This is a genomic window from Ensifer sp. SSB1 (assembly GCF_016652895.1).
GTDB lineage: Bacteria > Pseudomonadota > Alphaproteobacteria > Rhizobiales > Rhizobiaceae > Ensifer.
Map to the genome: position 1 here is coordinate 1 of NZ_JAEPRP010000177.1, position 15,116 is coordinate 15,116.

The 15,116-nt window shown below is 64.7% G+C and carries 14 protein-coding genes and 2 pseudogenes; 11 read left to right on the forward strand and 5 right to left on the reverse strand.

The window, feature by feature from the left end; genetic code table 11:
* Together I8N66_RS30485 and I8N66_RS30490 are read right to left on the reverse strand one after the other, a co-directional pair.
* Positions 1-99, reverse strand: a pseudogene (locus I8N66_RS30485) (CoA pyrophosphatase); the annotation flags it as partial.
* Positions 96-719: a DUF1285 domain-containing protein gene (locus tag I8N66_RS30490; RefSeq protein ID WP_291162121.1), complete on the reverse strand. Its 624-nt coding sequence runs from the start codon at positions 717-719 to the stop codon at positions 96-98. The pseudogene I8N66_RS30485 and the gene I8N66_RS30490, both read right to left, overlap by 4 nt.
* A gap of 170 nt (positions 720-889) precedes the next feature.
* Between I8N66_RS30490 and I8N66_RS30495 the strand changes: the two genes are divergently transcribed.
* From I8N66_RS30495 to I8N66_RS30520, 6 genes are read left to right on the forward strand one after another with little or no spacing between them, the layout of a single operon-like run.
* On the forward strand, positions 890-1,903 hold the full coding sequence (locus I8N66_RS30495; protein ID WP_291162124.1) for a MoxR family ATPase: 1,014 nt from the start codon (positions 890-892) through the stop codon (positions 1,901-1,903).
* Between the two features lie 2 nt (positions 1,904-1,905).
* The gene (locus tag I8N66_RS30500; RefSeq protein ID WP_291162127.1) at positions 1,906-2,826 is read left to right on the forward strand and encodes a DUF58 domain-containing protein; all 921 of its coding nucleotides are present in this window, start codon (positions 1,906-1,908) and stop codon (positions 2,824-2,826) included.
* Complete coding sequence (locus tag I8N66_RS30505; RefSeq protein ID WP_291162130.1) at positions 2,823-5,648, forward strand: DUF4159 domain-containing protein; 2,826 nt, start codon at positions 2,823-2,825, stop codon at positions 5,646-5,648. Before I8N66_RS30500 ends, I8N66_RS30505 begins: the two co-directional genes overlap by 4 nt.
* Positions 5,649-5,658: 10 nt before the next feature.
* On the forward strand, positions 5,659-7,728 hold the full coding sequence (locus I8N66_RS30510) for a hypothetical protein (RefSeq protein ID WP_291162133.1): 2,070 nt from the start codon (positions 5,659-5,661) through the stop codon (positions 7,726-7,728).
* Positions 7,725-8,219: a GNAT family N-acetyltransferase gene (locus I8N66_RS30515; protein WP_291162136.1), complete on the forward strand. Its 495-nt coding sequence runs from the start codon at positions 7,725-7,727 to the stop codon at positions 8,217-8,219. The genes I8N66_RS30510 and I8N66_RS30515 overlap by 4 nt, the downstream gene beginning before the upstream one ends.
* A gap of 8 nt (positions 8,220-8,227) precedes the next feature.
* Complete coding sequence (locus I8N66_RS30520) at positions 8,228-8,650, forward strand: GNAT family N-acetyltransferase (RefSeq protein ID WP_291162139.1); 423 nt, start codon at positions 8,228-8,230, stop codon at positions 8,648-8,650.
* 2 nt (positions 8,651-8,652) lie between these two features.
* On the opposite strand, the gene I8N66_RS30525 is transcribed toward I8N66_RS30520, so the two are convergent.
* Entirely contained in the window at positions 8,653-9,198 is a 546-nt protein-coding gene (locus tag I8N66_RS30525; RefSeq protein WP_113535495.1) for an N-acetyltransferase, read from the reverse strand.
* Positions 9,199-9,452: 254 nt separating this feature from the next.
* Here I8N66_RS30525 and I8N66_RS30530 point away from each other — a divergent pair, with 254 nt between their 5' ends.
* Positions 9,453-10,430 carry a glutathione S-transferase family protein gene (locus I8N66_RS30530; RefSeq protein ID WP_291162143.1) on the forward strand — a complete coding sequence of 326 codons (978 nt, stop codon included), beginning with the start codon at positions 9,453-9,455 and terminating at the stop codon, positions 10,428-10,430.
* Between the two features lie 30 nt (positions 10,431-10,460).
* On the opposite strand, the gene I8N66_RS30535 is transcribed toward I8N66_RS30530, so the two are convergent.
* On the reverse strand, positions 10,461-10,928 hold the full coding sequence (locus I8N66_RS30535; protein WP_113535497.1) for an NUDIX domain-containing protein: 468 nt from the start codon (positions 10,926-10,928) through the stop codon (positions 10,461-10,463).
* A gap of 110 nt (positions 10,929-11,038) precedes the next feature.
* Here I8N66_RS30535 and I8N66_RS30540 point away from each other — a divergent pair, with 110 nt between their 5' ends.
* The gene (locus tag I8N66_RS30540; protein WP_113535498.1) at positions 11,039-11,941 is read left to right on the forward strand and encodes a metallophosphoesterase; all 903 of its coding nucleotides are present in this window, start codon (positions 11,039-11,041) and stop codon (positions 11,939-11,941) included.
* 230 nt (positions 11,942-12,171) lie between these two features.
* Positions 12,172-12,723 (forward strand): tetratricopeptide repeat protein, encoded by a 552-nt coding sequence (locus I8N66_RS30545; protein ID WP_162768597.1) that lies wholly within the window; start codon positions 12,172-12,174, stop codon positions 12,721-12,723.
* Positions 12,724-12,795: 72 nt separating this feature from the next.
* Here the strand turns inward: I8N66_RS30545 and I8N66_RS30550 are convergent, their stop codons facing one another.
* The gene (locus I8N66_RS30550) at positions 12,796-13,731 is read right to left on the reverse strand and encodes a DUF3313 domain-containing protein (RefSeq protein WP_162768598.1); all 936 of its coding nucleotides are present in this window, start codon (positions 13,729-13,731) and stop codon (positions 12,796-12,798) included.
* A 375-nt stretch (positions 13,732-14,106) separates the two neighbouring features.
* Here I8N66_RS30550 and I8N66_RS30555 point away from each other — a divergent pair, with 375 nt between their 5' ends.
* Entirely contained in the window at positions 14,107-14,625 is a 519-nt protein-coding gene (locus I8N66_RS30555) for an RNA polymerase sigma factor (RefSeq protein WP_291162151.1), read from the forward strand.
* 3 nt (positions 14,626-14,628) lie between these two features.
* Positions 14,629-15,116 (forward strand): annotated as a pseudogene (locus tag I8N66_RS30560) (anti-sigma factor); the annotation flags it as partial.

Sequence of the window (15,116 nt, forward strand, 5' to 3'; positions counted from 1 at the left end):
GAAGTCGCCATGGTCGCGCCAGGAGGTCTCGATCGGTCCGCCCATCTGGGTCAGCGCGCGTCGACGAAACTCGTCAGCAGAGAAGAGATGCCGGTTCATCGCGACAGCGCTTCCAGCTCGGCCGCCGGCATGATCGGGAAGACGGCGCCGCCCGAGCGCACGCAGAACATTTCGATGCCGTCGACGACAACGGTCTCTCCAAGTTCGACGATGTCATACATGACCGGCCGCGACACCAGCGCCTCCAGGCGCCCGCGCACATGCAGGTAAGGCTTCAGCTCGCGGTTCTCGCCGTGGACGACAAAACGCAACGGATGATCCGGCCCGGCTTCGACCACATCGCCGACATTGGTGCGGAAGGTCAGGATCTGGCCCTTCTCCCGTTCGGTCACGCTCATCTCGACTGCGACGAAGGGCGCATCGACGATGCGGATACCGACTTTTTCCACAGGAGTAACGAGATAGGTGCGCCCGTCCTCGTCCTTGCGCAAAACGGTGGAAAACAGCCTGACCAAGGGCTGCCGACCGATCGGTGTGCCCAGATAGAACCAGGTTCCGTCGGCGCGGATCTCCATGTCGATGTCGCCGCAGAACGGCGGATTCCAACGATCCACCGGCGGCAGGCCGCGCGCCTTTTCTCCGGTCTGCCCGGCGGCACGGGCAATCAATGCCGCCAGTCCGGCGGCATCGCCGGTTTGCTGAATTTCGGCTTCTGCCATTGTTCCGTCCCGTTTGACCTCGATTTTGCATCGAGACCTTTGATATCTCACGAGATAGTGCGTCGGCGCCGACTTGTCAGCCGTCCGGCAGGGTCTAAATTGGAATTTGGCGACTGAAATCCCGGTATAGGGCGATTCGGTTTAACAACGGGCGACCGGGGAGTACGACCATGACTGTGATGAAGGGCGCGACCGACGCGATCGACGAGAAGGCGATTGTCGCTGCGGCGGAAAGCGCGCTCGCGGAAATCGCCCGGGTGCGTGCGGAAGTCGGAAAGGTCATCTTCGGCCAGGAAAGCGTAGTCGAGCAGACCCTGCTCGCCGTCCTCTCCGGCGGCCATGCCCTGCTCGTCGGCGTTCCAGGCCTTGCCAAGACGAAGCTCGTCGCCACGCTCGGCACCGTGCTCGGGCTCAATTCGAGCCGCGTGCAGTTCACGCCCGACCTGATGCCGTCGGACATCCTCGGCTCGGAAGTCATGGACCAGGATGCGGCCGGCCATCGCTCGTTCCGCTTCATTCCCGGCCCGATCTTCACGCAATTGCTGATGGCCGACGAAATCAACCGCGCCTCGCCGCGCACGCAATCGGCGCTGCTGCAGGCGATGCAGGAGTATCACATCACCGTGGCCGGAGCGCGCAAGGACCTGCCGCAGCCCTTCCATGTGCTCGCCACCCAGAACCCGCTGGAGCAGGAAGGTACCTATCCCCTGCCCGAGGCGCAGCTCGACCGCTTCCTGATTCAGGTCGACGTCGGCTATCCCGATCTCGCCGCCGAACGGCAGATCCTGCTCGAAACCACCGGCGTCGGCGAAGCGACCGCCCATCCCGTGATCGATGCCGCCCGCCTTCAGCAGATCCAGGGCCTCATCCGCCAGATGCCGGTTGGCGAAAAGGTGGTCGATGCGATCCTGGCGCTGGTGCGCTCCGCCCGCCCCGGCAATGGCAACGCCGCCACCGACAAGAATGTCGCCTGGGGTCCGGGCCCCCGCGCCGGCCAGGCGCTGATGCTCTGCGCCCGCGCCCGTGCGCTTTATGACGGCCGCCTGGCACCATCGATCGACGACATCCTGGCCCTTGCCGAGCCCGTTCTTCAGCACCGTATGGCGCTCACCTTCGCCGCCCGTGCCGAAGGCATGACCGTGCGCGACGTCATCGCCGACCTGGTGAAACAGGCCAGAGGCTAAGCATGGCCACCGTCGGGCACATAGTCTCGCGTACTCCCGCCAGTGAAGTGCTTTCACGTGCGCAGCAGCGCGCCATGCTCGTTCCCGATTGCCTGGTCGAGGCGCGCCGGATCGCCAACACCGTGATCTCCGGCTGGCACGGCCGGCGCAAGCGCGGCATCGGCGAGAACTTCTGGCAGTTTCGGCCCTATAGCGACGGCGAAAGCATGTCGCGCATCGACTGGCGGCGCTCCGCCCGCGACGACCATACCTATGTCCGCGACCGCGAATGGGAGGCCGCGCACACGATCTGGCTATGGGCGGATCTCTCCCCGTCGATGATGTACAAATCGAAACTCGGCGCCGTCTCCAAGGAAAGCCGTGCGCTCGTGCTGATGCTGGCGCTCGCCGAGATTCTCGCCCGTTCCGGCGAACGCATCGGCTGCCCCGGCATCATGGAGCCGATATCGGCTCGCAACGCCGCCGAACGGCTGGCAACCGCAATCATGCTGAGCCCGCTGGCGGAAGGCCTTCCAGAGACCGGCATGATCCGCAGCGCCAGCGATCTGGTGCTGATCGGCGACTTTCTCGATCCGGCGGAAAAGATCATGGATCGCCTGGGTCCGCTGGCCAAGCGCGGCCTGCGCGGCCATGTGGTCGAGATCGCGGACCCAGCAGAAGAGGTGTTCCCCTATAGCGGCCGCACCGAGTTCACCGACCCGGAGACCGGTGAGAAGCTGACGGCTGGCCGCGCCGAGGTGCTGCGTGAAGACTATCAGCGCGCCTATGTCAGCCGCCGCGACAGCCTGGGCGTGACGCTCCGCCATCTCGGCTGGACCTTCACGCCGCACAGGACCGACCGGCCCGCCTCCGAAGCGCTCGTCGCCGTGCACACCTATCTCTCCGGCATGCCGGGACGCGCGACGCATGGGGGCCAGCTATGAGCAGCCTGCCCCTCCTCTTCACCAACCCCGCCATCCTGGCCGCCCTGGTTGCCCTGCCGGTGATCTGGTGGCTGCTGCGCATGACGCCGCCAAGGCCCGCGGCCGAAGTCTTCCCGCCGCTGCGCATCCTGGCGTCCGTGATGAAGCGCGAGGAAACCCCGGCACAAAGCCCCTGGTGGCTGACGCTGCTGCGCATGCTGCTGGCGGCCGCCGTGATACTGGCGATCGCCGATCCGGTGTTCAATCCGCGCCAGAACACGCTTTCGTCCGCCGGCCCGCTCGCGCTCGTCATCGACAACAGCTGGGCGACCGTCTCCGACTGGGATCGGCGGGTCGAGGCTGCCAATGCGCTCATCGACGATGCGGAAGCGAAGGATTTGCCGGTCTCGATCGTCTTTACGACCGACCGCCAGCACGATGCGACGCCGGCCTCCGCCACCACTGCACGAGACCGTCTCGCGGCGGCACAGCCGCAGCCCCTTCCCGCCGTGCGCGATCGCGCGCTCGCCGCCATGAAAGCCGCCCTCTCGGGCTCGCCGCCGGGAACGCTCGCCTTCCTCAGCGACGGGATCGAGGCCGGCGACGGCCAGACGATGCGCCAGGTCGCGGAGATCGGTGCTGCGAATGTCCGCCGGATCGAGGGCAATGCGGAAAGCGCCATCGCACTGACATCCGCAACCAATGAAAACGAGGGCATGCGGGTCACCGTGTCGCGGCTGCCGATCGGCGAGCCGCGCGCCTACTACGTCTTTGCCCGCGACGCGCACGGCACCGCCATTGCCGAAGGTGAACTTCACTTCGGCGCTGGCGCCACGACGGCAAATGCTCTCCTGAAAGCACCCTTCGAGTTGCGCAACGACTTCGCGCGTCTGACGATCGAGGGACAGGCGACGGCCGGTGGCATCCATCTGCTCGATGACGGCAACCGCCGCCGTCGCGTGGCGCTCCTTAGTGGCGAAGTTCATCAGTCGCAGCCGCTGCTTTCGCCGCTCTATTACATCAAGCGGGCACTCGAACCGCATGCCGACCTGATCGAACCCAGAGAGGAAGCGATCGGCAAGGCGATTGCCGAGCTTCTCGCGCAAAATCCGTCGATCCTGGTGATGGCCGACGTCGGCCGGCTGCCGGACGAAAGCTATCCTGTGGTGACGCGCTGGCTGGAAAATGGCGGCATGCTCGTTCGCTTCGCCGGCCCTCGGCTGGCCGGCGCCCCTGCGGACGACCCGCTCGTCCCGGTCGTGCTGAGGCAGGGCGAACGGTCCCTCGACGGCGCACTCTCCTGGTCGGAGCCGCAGCCGCTCGCCGACTATCCGTCGTCCAGCCCCTTTGCCGGCCTCGAACATCCGCGCGACGTCCTCGTCAAGCGCCAGGTTCTGGCGCAGCCGACACCGGACCTCGCGGAACGGACCTGGGCAAATCTCGCCGATGGCACGCCTTTGGTCACGACGGCCGAACGCGGGCGTGGCCGCATCGTGCTCTTCCACGTGAGCGCCGATCCGAACTGGTCGAACCTGCCGATCTCGGGCTCCTTCGTCGACATGCTGCGTCGGTCCATTCAGCTTTCGCGCGCCGGCGGCGTTGCCGGCGACCAGACGAGCAAGGCGCAGACCCTGCCGCCCTATCGACTGTTGAACGCCCGAGGCGAACTGACCACGGAAACCGGCAGCGCCCGTCCGCTCGAAATCGCCCCCGGAGTTCCGCCGACCGTGTCGGCTGACACACCGCCCGGCCTCTACGGCTCGGAGGAGGGTTTCGTTGCCAACAACCTGCTTCCGGACGGCGGCAGTATTGCTCCGATCAGAGGCAATCTCGTCAGCGAGCGCGCAGAAGGACTGGAAGGTGTGGGCCCATTCTCGATCCGCCCCTACCTCTTCGGGCTTGCGCTGATGCTTTTCCTGATCGACACACTGATCGTGCTCTACATGGCAGGCGGCCTCACCGGGTTGCGCGGTCGCGGAAGCCGTGGTGCCGCCGCGGCAACCGTTCTGGCCACCCTCGGCCTTGCGACACTTGGCTTCGCGGCGCTCGCCCCAACGGTTGCTCACGCGCAGGACAGCCAGCCGAGCGACGAGCAGACATTGCAACGGCTCGACACAACCCACCTCGCCTATGTCATCACCGGCGAGGCCGAGGTCGACCGCTTGTCCGAGCAGGGCCTTCTTGGCCTCAGCAACTACCTGACCTATCGCACTGCCCTGGAACCGGGCGCGCCGGTCGGCGTCGATCTGGAACAGGACGAACTGGCGTTCTATCCGATCATCTATTGGCCGGTTTCTGCCACGGCGCCGATGCCGAGCAGCCGGGTGATGAGCCGGATAGACGCCTATATGCGCAACGGCGGGACCGTGCTCTTCGATACGCGCGACCAGTTCTCGTCGCTGACGCCTTCGGCCGCCGGCGACAGCCCCAATGTGCAGCGCCTGCAGGAAATGCTGAATGGCCTCGACATTCCGCCGCTGGAACCTGTGCCCGCGGACCACGTCCTGACCAAGGCCTTCTACCTGCTTTCGAATTTTCCCGGCCGCTACACCGAGAGCCAGTTGTGGGTGGAAGCCGCCCCCAATGACGCGCAGGAACAGAGCAACCGGCCGGTGCGCGGCGGCGATGGCGTCACGCCGATCATGATCACCGGCAACGACTTCGCCGGCGCCTGGGCCGTCGACGCCAACGGCGCACCGCTTCTGCCGACGGTGCCGCCGGACGAAACGCAGCGCGAATATGCCTTTCGGGCGGGCGTCAACATCATGATGTATATGCTGACCGGCAACTACAAGTCCGATCAGGTGCATGTGCCGGACCTCCTCCAAAGGCTTGGGCAGTGAGGGCTGATCGATGACTTATGGTTTTGCTCCGCTGCTTCCGCTGATGTTCTTCGTGCCGCTGCTGGTCGTCGCGGCCCTGTTCATCGGCTTTGGCCTGTGGCGAAAGGTACGCGGCGCCTGGCTGCGCGCCCTCGCCTTGGCGGCACTTGCCCTGGCGATCGCCAACCCCTCCATCTTCGTCGAACTGCGTGACCCGCTCTCGACGATCGTCGCGATTGTCGTCGACCGCAGCCAGAGCCAGCAGAATGGCGACCGCACCGCGCAGACCGATCGTGCGGTCGAGGGCTTGAAGGCGCGACTGGCGGCGATACCGCTGATCGAGCCCCGCATCGTCGAGGCCAAGTCGGATCCGGCGAGCGTGTCGCCGGCAACCAATCTCTTCTCCACGCTTGCGACATCACTCGCAGACGTCCCACCCGCGCGCATCGGCGGCGCCATTTTCGTGACCGATGGCCAGATCCATGACGTGCCGGATGTCAGCCGCAAGCTCGGCTTCGACGCCCCGATCCATGGCCTGATCACCGGCAAGCCTGATGAGTTCGACCGGCGCGTCGAGCTCATCAACCCGCCACGCTTCGGCATCGTCGGTGAAGAGCAGAAGCTCTCCTTCCGGGTTGTCGACGACGGTGCCGCCCCTGGCGGGACCGCCGAAGTCAGTATCCGCCTCAACGGCAACGAGATCGCCCGGGAACGGGCCGAGCCGGGCACCGACGTTCCCTTCAGCTTCAAGGTGCCGCGCGGCGGCAACAACGTGCTCGAATTTGCGGTGGACGCCGTACCCGGCGAAGTGACCACGACCAACAACCGCGCGGTCCACGTGCTCGACGGCATTCGCGAAAATCTGCGCGTGCTGCTCGTCTCCGGCGAACCGCATGCCGGTGAACGTGCCTGGCGCAACCTCTTGAAGTCCGACGCGGCGGTCGATCTGGTGCACTTCACCATTCTGCGGCCGCAGGAAAAGCAGGACGGCACCCCGATCAACGAACTGTCGCTGATCGCCTTCCCGACCCGCGAACTGTTCGTCGACAAGATCAACGAGTTCGACCTGATCATCCTCGATCGCTACCAGCATCGCGGCCTCTTGCCGATCCTCTACTACGACAACATCGCGCAGTATGTGGAGAATGGCGGAGCGCTTCTGATTGCGGCCGGGCCGGAACATGCCGGCGACGACTCGATCGCCGCAACGCCGCTTTCTGCCGTGCTTCCGGCCGCGCCCACGGGCGTGATGAACGAGAAGGCGTTCTTCCCCCGCCTGTCGGAGGAAGGCAAGAAGCACCCGGTCACCCGCGGTCTCGAAGGCTCTGATAGCGAACCGCCGCACTGGGGCCGCTGGTTCCGTACGGTCGATGTCGACAGGCCGCAGGGCAATACGGTGATGGAAGCCGCCGACGGCAAGCCGCTGCTGGTGCTCAACCGCGTGGGCAAGGGCCGCGTCGCCATGCTGCTCTCAGACCAGGGCTGGCTCTGGGCGCGCGGCTTCGAAGGTGGCGGTCCCCACGTCTCGCTCTATCGCCGCACCGCCCACTGGCTGATGCAGGAACCCTCGCTCGAGGAAGAAGCGCTGACCGCGCGCGCCAGAGGCCGGACGCTTGAAATTACCCGCCAGACGATCGACGGCGACCCCGGCCCCGTTTCCCTCGTTTCGCCCTCGGGCCAGAAGCAGGACGTGAAGCTGACCGAGCGCCAACCGGGTCTCTACTCGGCCGAACTCGCCACGGCCGAGACCGGCCTGTTCGAGATGACCAACGGCGAACTCACGGCGCTCGCACATGTCGGCGATCCCAATGCGCCGGAGTTCAAGGCGGCGATCTCGACCGAAGACAAGTTGCGCCCCTGGGCGCAGAAGACCAAAGGCCTGGTGCGGCGTCTCGCAAGCGCCGACGGCCCGCTCGATCTGCCGACGGTGCTGCCGGTCAGAGGCTCGATACGCTCGGCCGACGATCAGCGCCTCTCCATTCGCATGACGGATGAAACCGTATTGAAGGGCATCAACTCGCTGCCGCTGTTCACCGGGCTTCTCGGGCTTGCAGCGCTGCTCTTCCTGATCTCGGCCACTTGGTATCGCGAGGGACGATGACCAATCAGACCATTGTCGTCAGCGATATTCGCAACGCACCGCATTTCTTCGACACCGTCGCCGACCGCATCTGGCGCGCCTGGTGGGAACCGCACGGCTTCCCGCTGGACCACATCACCGGCCTGCTCAAGGCAAGCCTTGCCGAAGGCGCGGAGCAACTCTGCCTCGTCGCGCATGCCGGAGATCGCTTCGTCGGCACCGCCTCGGTCATCGCTTCGGATCTCGAAGAGCGGCCGGACCTCACCCCTTGGGTGGCGGCCGTCTGGGTAGATCCGCCCTTCCGCGGAGCAGGCGTCGGCGGCGACATCGTGTTGAAGGCAGCCCATGCCGCTCTCGGTACCGGCGCAGATGCCGTCCATCTCTGTGCCCTCCCCGGCAAGCGTGCCTTCTACGAGCGCCTCGGCTGGCGGCTCGACGAGAGCGACGTGGGCGAAGACGGGCTCGACGTCTTCAGCATGGGCCGCGGCTCACATCGCCGCGCATCTATCTAGGGGTTTCGATGTTCGAGGTTACGGACGCGCCTCCGCCCGAGGCGCTAGAAGCGATCGGCAACGGCCTCACCGCCTTCAACGCGGCCGATGTCGGCCCGTCGGAGCGGCGACCACTCGCCGTTCTCGTCGGCGGCCTCGAGGCACAAGGGAGACGCGGCGGCCTGAATGGCTACACCGGTTGGGGCTGGCTCTTCGTGCAATGGCTGTGGCTGCCGGAGAATCTGCGCGGACAGGGCCTTGCCGGCAAACTGCTGCAGGCGGCGGAAGACGAAGCTCGACGCCGCGGTTGCCACAGCGCCTGGATCGACACCTTCAACCCGCAAGCCCGGCGCGCCTACGAACGCCAGGGCTACGCAGTCTTCGGCGAATTGCCGGACTTCCCCATCGGCCGCACCCGGGTCTTCCTGAAGAAATCTCTCGCCGCAGGCTAATGTCAGACGGCGAGCGGCAGCTCGAGCGGCGCGGCAAGCGCCAGTGCGTCATCCCGCCAGCCGATGATACCCGCAAGACCGGCGTGCACGCCTTCGGCCATCGGCACGACGAGCACCCGCGCGGGATCGACCGGCCCGGGAAACTCAAGCGCTCCGTAACGCACCTTTTCGAAACCGAGCGGTTGATAATAGGGCGGGTCGCCGACGAGGATCACCGCTTCCGAACCGTTCCGCCGCGCCGCCTCGACGGCGATGCGCACCAGTTCCCGGCCGATCCCCATGTTCTTGTGCGACGGCCGCACGGCGAGCGGCCCGAGCAGATGGCCCATAATCGAGCCGGCCATCACAGGCGTCATCCGAACCGATGCGATCGTCTCGCCGTTGTCGGCGCAGATGAACGAGAGAGACCGGTCATGCGGCCCCTGCTCCCGAATACGCGCGGCCGCCCGCGCAAACCGGCCGGGGCCAAAGGCTTCTTCATTGATGATTTCGATGGCGGCGTCATGGGACGCGTCTTCGGTCAGGTAGACGAGATCGTGCTTTTTCATGGGATCTAGAAACCAGGCATGCGGACAGACATAGGGATGGCTTCGCCCGAAGTGGGCGTTGGCAGCATCAGCGTCGTCGCAGGTTTCCTGAGATCATCAGTGCGTTTCTTCCGGCACAAAAAAAGTTGTGAGATCGCCGATATCAGAAAAATGCCCTCTGTCAAAGCCTAAAACGCACTGTTCCGAATTCGCTACCTATCGGAGGCCGCTGGAAGCGCTATCTATTGACGCAACGATCATGAAGGAGTTTTCCCATGGGTAGATTGGTGGACGGCGTCTGGCAGGACGTCTGGTACGACACCGTGGCAACGAACGGCCACTTCAAGCGCAGCGCTTCGCAGTTCCGCAACTGGGTGACCGCGGACGGTTCGGCCGGGCCGAGCGGCGACGCCGGCTTCAAGGCGGAGGCCGGGCGCTATCATCTCTATGTCTCGCTCGCCTGTCCCTGGGCGCACCGCACGCTGATCTTCCGCAAGCTGAAGAAGCTCGAGGACCTGATCTCCGTTTCGGTCGTCGATCCGCTGATGCTCGCCCAGGGCTGGGAGTTCAAGGACGGCGGCATCGGCACCGGAGACCACCTCTTCGGCTCGAAGGCGCTGTGGCAGATCTATACCCGCGCTGACGCCAACTATTCCGGCCGCGTGACCGTCCCCGTCCTCTGGGACAAGAAGCAGAACACCATCGTCTCGAATGAATCCTCCGAGATCATCCGGATGTTCAATTCCGCCTTCGATGACCTCACCGGCTCGACGCTCGATTTTTATCCGGAAGAGCTGCGCGGCGAAATCGATGCCTTGAACACCGACGTCTACAACGACGTCAACAACGGCGTCTACAAGGCCGGCTTCGCCACCACGCAAGGCGCCTACGAGGAAAGCGTTGCCGCCCTCTTCGCGCGTCTCGACATGCTGGAGGAACGCCTCGCCTCGCACCGCTACCTGACCGGCAGCCGCCCCACCGAGGCTGACTGGCGCCTGTTCACGACGCTGGTGCGCTTCGATCCAGTCTATGTCGGCCACTTCAAGTGCAACATCCGCCGCATCGCCGACTATCCGAACCTGCAGGGTTACCTCAGGGAGCTCTACCAGGTGCCTGGCGTGGCCGAGACGGTCGACATGCGTCACATCAAGGAGCACTACTACCGCAGCCACACGACCATCAACCCGACCGGTGTCGTGCCGGTGGGTCCGGTGCTAGACCTCACCGCCCCGCATGGGCGTGAAGCGCTGTAAATCGTCAATGAAACGGAAAGTCGGTCGTGCCTACCAGTAGCGATCGATAGCAACGCTGCCGGCGAGCTCCGCAAGCCGGCGGCGGGTCGCCGGCGTGGTATCCTCCGGCAGCGCATCGAGCGCGAAGAAGCCACTTTCGGCAATCTCGAGATCCGGCGTCTTCGGCGCGCTCTGCCTGACACCGTCGCAGCGGTAGAAGACGACATGGTCGCGGCGGCTGGTGCGCCGATTGTAGTAGACCTGGATGAGCATCGGCGGCGCCGTCGTCTCCAGATTTCCCTCTTCGCGCAGTTCTCGCAACAATCCGTCGAGCGAGGCTTCGTCGCGGTCGAGGCCCCCGCCTGGCAGGTGCCAGCCCGGCAGATAGGAATGGCGCACGAGAAAGACCCGGCCCTCGCCGTCGAAACAGGCAGCCCGCACGCCCATCGTCATGCCGCGCGCCAGTGCATAGTAACCGTGCGCGAGCCGCATCAGGAGCCGCAGATACCAGCGCCGCATCTCCGGTGGCCGATCCTGTTCCAGACGACTTGCCCTTCCATTTCCTAGCCGCACGCGATTCATCGGGCGACCTGATTCCCCTCGGCCGGAATATGCGCTAGACGGGGGCGATGTTCAAACTTGCCCATATCTCAGATGTCCATCTCGGACCTCTACCCGAGCTATCGCTGAGGGAACTTGCGTCCAAGCGCATCACCGGCTTCGTCAACTGGCACCGCAATCGCAGCCGGCATCTCTTCACCGGCACGCTCGATTGCCTGTTGGCAGACATCGAGAAGAAGGACCCGGACCATCTGGCGATGACCGGCGATCTCGTAAACCTCGCGTCGTCGCTCGAGATCAAGGCCGTCACGGAGTGGCTAGAGGACGCGGGCAAGCCGGAGAACATTTCCATCGTTCCGGGCAACCATGACGCCTATGTGCCGGGTGCCTACGAAAAGACCACCCGCGCCTGGTATCCCTATATGCGCGGCGACGATGCGCCCGCCCATTGGCATGAGCGGCACCATTGCTTTCCCTATATGCGGGTGCGCGGACCGGTCGCGCTGATCGGCTGCTCGACCGCCGTTGCGACGCCGCCCTTTGCGGCCAGCGGATATTTCGGCCAGAGGCAGGCGCGCGAAACCGTCAACATGCTCAGGGCCGCCGGCGAAGCAGGTCTCTTTCGCATCGTCATGATCCATCACCCGCCGATCCGCGGCGCAGCCCCGATGCACAAGCGCATGATCGGCATCCGCCGCTTTGCTGCGACAATCTCGTCTGGCGGCGCGGAACTCGTCATCCACGGCCACACCCATCTCAACACCGTCTACTGGCTGAAGGGCCCGCAGGCTCCGGTCCCGGTCGTCGGCATCGCCTCCGCCTCGCAGGGGCCGGGTGGTCACAAGCCGCCGGCCGCCTACAACCTCTTCACCGTGGTGGGCGAGCCTGGAAACTGGCACCTGACGCGCGAGCGCTATGCGCTGAATGGCGACGGCGCCACCGTGACGCTCGCCGAAACGACGCGGTTCTGAGGCGACCAAGCGGACCTGCTTCGCAGAATATTCATCGCCCGGCGAATAATTTCCCGCATTCATGCGTCATACCCCGGTCGCGCTGCATGCTGGTGGCGCGCACCGTCTTCTGGCATGCTTCGTGGGTGGATCAGCCCGATGGCGGTCTCCTTTCGAAGCGTCGAAGACACGCGATCAGTTTGAAACCACGCGCGAGCCTTCGCGGGCGTGCGCGAGAAACGGGAGATGGCATGATGTACCGGAAAAGCCTGCTTTGTGCCCTGTTTGTGGCCGGCGCAACCAGCTTCATGGCGCAGGCCGTGATGGCCGCCGGCGAAGATACCAGCGAACCGCCCAAGAAGACCAAGACGACCAGCGAGTGCACCGATGGCAAGGTCTGGGACGCGAAGAAGAATGCCTGCGTCAACGCCAAGAAGAGCGACCTCAGCGACGATATCCTGTTCCAGGCCGCACGCGAGCTCGCCTATGACGGCCAGTACGAAAATTCCATCAAGGTGCTCGGCGCCGTCAAGGATCAGAAGAGCGCCCGCGTGCTCAACTATCTCGGCTATTCCAACCGCAAGGCCGGCCGCATGGAACTGGGCATGCAGTACTACAAGCGCGCGCTGCAGGCCGACGAGAACTACATCCTCGCCCGCTCCTATATGGGCCAGGCCCTGATCGAACAGGGACGCGTCGAGGAAGCCCGCGTGCAGCTCATCGAGATCCGCGATCGCGGCGGCGAAAACACCTGGGCCTACCGCGCGCTGCTGCAATCACTCGGCGGCGTGCGCCAGTACTGACCGGGCGATAATATGGACGGGCGGCGCCAGGCGCCGCCTCGATCCGAGGTGCCACGGGCACGCACCGGGACACTAGGTCTTCTTCGGCCCGCCTGCCGTCGGCCCGCTCTTCTTGGGCTCGCCTCCCTTGGACGCACTTCCCTTCGCCCCGCCTGCCGTGGCACCGCTTCCCGCAGCGTCATCAGCAATCGACTTTGCATCGTTCTTCTTCTCCGACCATTCCGGCGGCAAGCCGAGCGCGCCGCCGGCGATGCCGCCGAGACCGGATCCCTTGCCGAACACCGCGCAATCCGGATCGGTGGGTTTGCCGGTCACCGCATAAGCGACGCTGTTCTTGACGTTCTTCATCGACGGCAGCTCGAAATCGGACTTCATCGGGTCGCTCGATTTTTCCAGGAGCGCGCTGAAATCGTCGGAGAAGTCGCCGGCGAGTTCGAATGCATCGGCGGCCGTCGATGCGCGTGAACCATTAGTGAGGATGTTGGCGCCCCGCGCCCATGTCATCCCGGCAATCTGCTTGCCCCTCGCGTCGAAAGCCTCGGCCTCGACCGCGAGACTTCCAAGACCGATCGGAATGCGCGGAACCGGAACGGGAGCGACCGCCGAGGTGACGGTCGACACACCCGCAACAACGGCATTTGTCGATTTGACCTTGCTGATCACGGAGCGAACGGCCATATCGGCCGGCTTCGATATCGGCACGACATCGAATTGCGCACTCAAGGCTTCGCAGAGCGAACGGTCGATCGCGGTGGCCACCAGCTTCTTCTGCGGATCCCCGAGCTTGTCGAGATCGGCAGTGGCCGCAAAGGTCGTCGGGATCACGTGTACCGTCTTCACGTTCTTGGTCGCGGCGGCATCCACCCGATACTTCGTCTTGGTCACCATCCCGTCGCTGGCAACGAAATCCTTGTAGGACGAGAGCGATCCGGTTTCGATGACCTGAGCGCTCTGGCATGCGGCGAGCCCCGCAAGCAGAGGAACCACTGCGCCAATGCGTATGGCCACGGCCCCTCGCCGAAACTGGGCTCGGCCCCATCGATCACCCGTGATCCGAGCGACATTCAATCTCTTGCTACGATGCTGTCCGTTCATTGGCGTGTCCCCGACATCGACCTGCAGTTGTGCGATGAGGTCCGGCCAGATTCGGGCCGAACTTTGACGCGATCTCGGGGCAGCGCTGCAGTTTACGGTAACGAAGCGCGTGGTTAACGGGCGCCGGCAAGCAAAAGCTTTTTGGGAAAAGACGCCATGAAGCAGCAGAATTTGCTTTCCGTTCCGGCGCTTCCCTTGCAGACTAAGGGGCAAATGTTTCATATCATCCGCCTCGTGCCCCGCACCGCGAATAAACGCACGATCCGGCACGTTTCATTTGGAAGAGCAATGCGTCCAGCGGCAGAAACGAAGGACTTCAGACGCGACTTGGTCGGCCTCCTGCCCAAATTGCGTCGGTTCGCGATGACGTTGACGCGCAACGCCAATGATGCCGACGATCTGGTTCAGGAAGCCTGCGAGCGCGCGATCACGCGCAGCCACCTCTGGAACGGAGAAGGCCGGCTGGAAAGCTGGGTCTATGCGATGACGCGCAACCTCTGGGTCGACGAGATCCGCAAGCGCAAGGTCCGTGTCGGTAGCGGCACGGTCGACGCACTCGGCCAGGAGGAGCTCAGCATCGAGCCTTCAGCCGAAAAAGCCGTCTACGCCAATCAGTTGCAGAAGATGATCCTGTCCATGCCCGAGGGCCTGGCAAGCGTGTTCCTGCTGGTCAACGTCGAAGGCCATAGCTACCGCGAGACGGCCGACATCCTCGGTATTCCGATCGGCACGGTGATGAGCAGGTTATCGACTGCGCGCCTCAGGCTTGCGGCCATGGTCTCCGAGAATACCGAAAGGAGGGCCTGACCGTTGCAACAGACAAAGGGGCACGCACTCGAAGTTCGTCTATCCGCCTATATCGACGGCGAGATCGGCGAAGCCGAACGACATGAACTCGAAGCGCTTCTCGCCCGCGACGACGACGCCAAGGCCTTGTTCGAAAAGCTGAAGGCCGGCAGCAGCTTCGGCGATACCGCCTTTGAGGATTTTCTGCACGATCCCGTGCCGCTGGCCCTGGTTCGGCAGATCAAGCAGGGTCCCGGCGCCAGTCCCAAGACCGAGCGTGTGACGGCGACAGCCGCCAGCGTCAGAAACGTACGCATCTGGCCGCGCGTGCTTGCGGCGTCGGTGGCGCTGATGCTGCTCGGCGGTTCGGCCGGCTTCCTCATCGGCGCGGCCAGCAACGCAGGCCGACCGGCCGAGTTGGCGGCCGCCCGCGGCTGGCTTGACGATATCGCCGACTACCACCGCGTTTACTCGCGACAAAAGGACCATCTCGTCGAGGTCCCCGCCTCCGA

Bases quoted from the DNA above. Each gene is read 5' to 3' on its own strand.
- I8N66_RS30490 (WP_291162121.1), bottom strand. From the start codon at position 719: ATGGCAGAAGCCGAAATTCAGCAAACCGGCGATGCCGCCGGACTGGCG.
- I8N66_RS30495 (WP_291162124.1), top strand. From the start codon at position 890: ATGACTGTGATGAAGGGCGCGACCGACGCGATCGACGAGAAGGCGATT.
- I8N66_RS30500 (WP_291162127.1), top strand. From the start codon at position 1,906: ATGGCCACCGTCGGGCACATAGTCTCGCGTACTCCCGCCAGTGAAGTG.
- I8N66_RS30505 (WP_291162130.1), top strand. From the start codon at position 2,823: ATGAGCAGCCTGCCCCTCCTCTTCACCAACCCCGCCATCCTGGCCGCC.
- I8N66_RS30510 (WP_291162133.1), top strand. From the start codon at position 5,659: ATGACTTATGGTTTTGCTCCGCTGCTTCCGCTGATGTTCTTCGTGCCG.
- I8N66_RS30515 (WP_291162136.1), top strand. From the start codon at position 7,725: ATGACCAATCAGACCATTGTCGTCAGCGATATTCGCAACGCACCGCAT.
- I8N66_RS30520 (WP_291162139.1), top strand. From the start codon at position 8,228: ATGTTCGAGGTTACGGACGCGCCTCCGCCCGAGGCGCTAGAAGCGATC.
- I8N66_RS30525 (WP_113535495.1), bottom strand. From the start codon at position 9,198: ATGAAAAAGCACGATCTCGTCTACCTGACCGAAGACGCGTCCCATGAC.
- I8N66_RS30530 (WP_291162143.1), top strand. From the start codon at position 9,453: ATGGGTAGATTGGTGGACGGCGTCTGGCAGGACGTCTGGTACGACACC.
- I8N66_RS30535 (WP_113535497.1), bottom strand. From the start codon at position 10,928: ATGCGGCGCTGGTATCTGCGGCTCCTGATGCGGCTCGCGCACGGTTAC.
- I8N66_RS30540 (WP_113535498.1), top strand. From the start codon at position 11,039: ATGTTCAAACTTGCCCATATCTCAGATGTCCATCTCGGACCTCTACCC.
- I8N66_RS30545 (WP_162768597.1), top strand. From the start codon at position 12,172: ATGATGTACCGGAAAAGCCTGCTTTGTGCCCTGTTTGTGGCCGGCGCA.
- I8N66_RS30555 (WP_291162151.1), top strand. From the start codon at position 14,107: ATGCGTCCAGCGGCAGAAACGAAGGACTTCAGACGCGACTTGGTCGGC.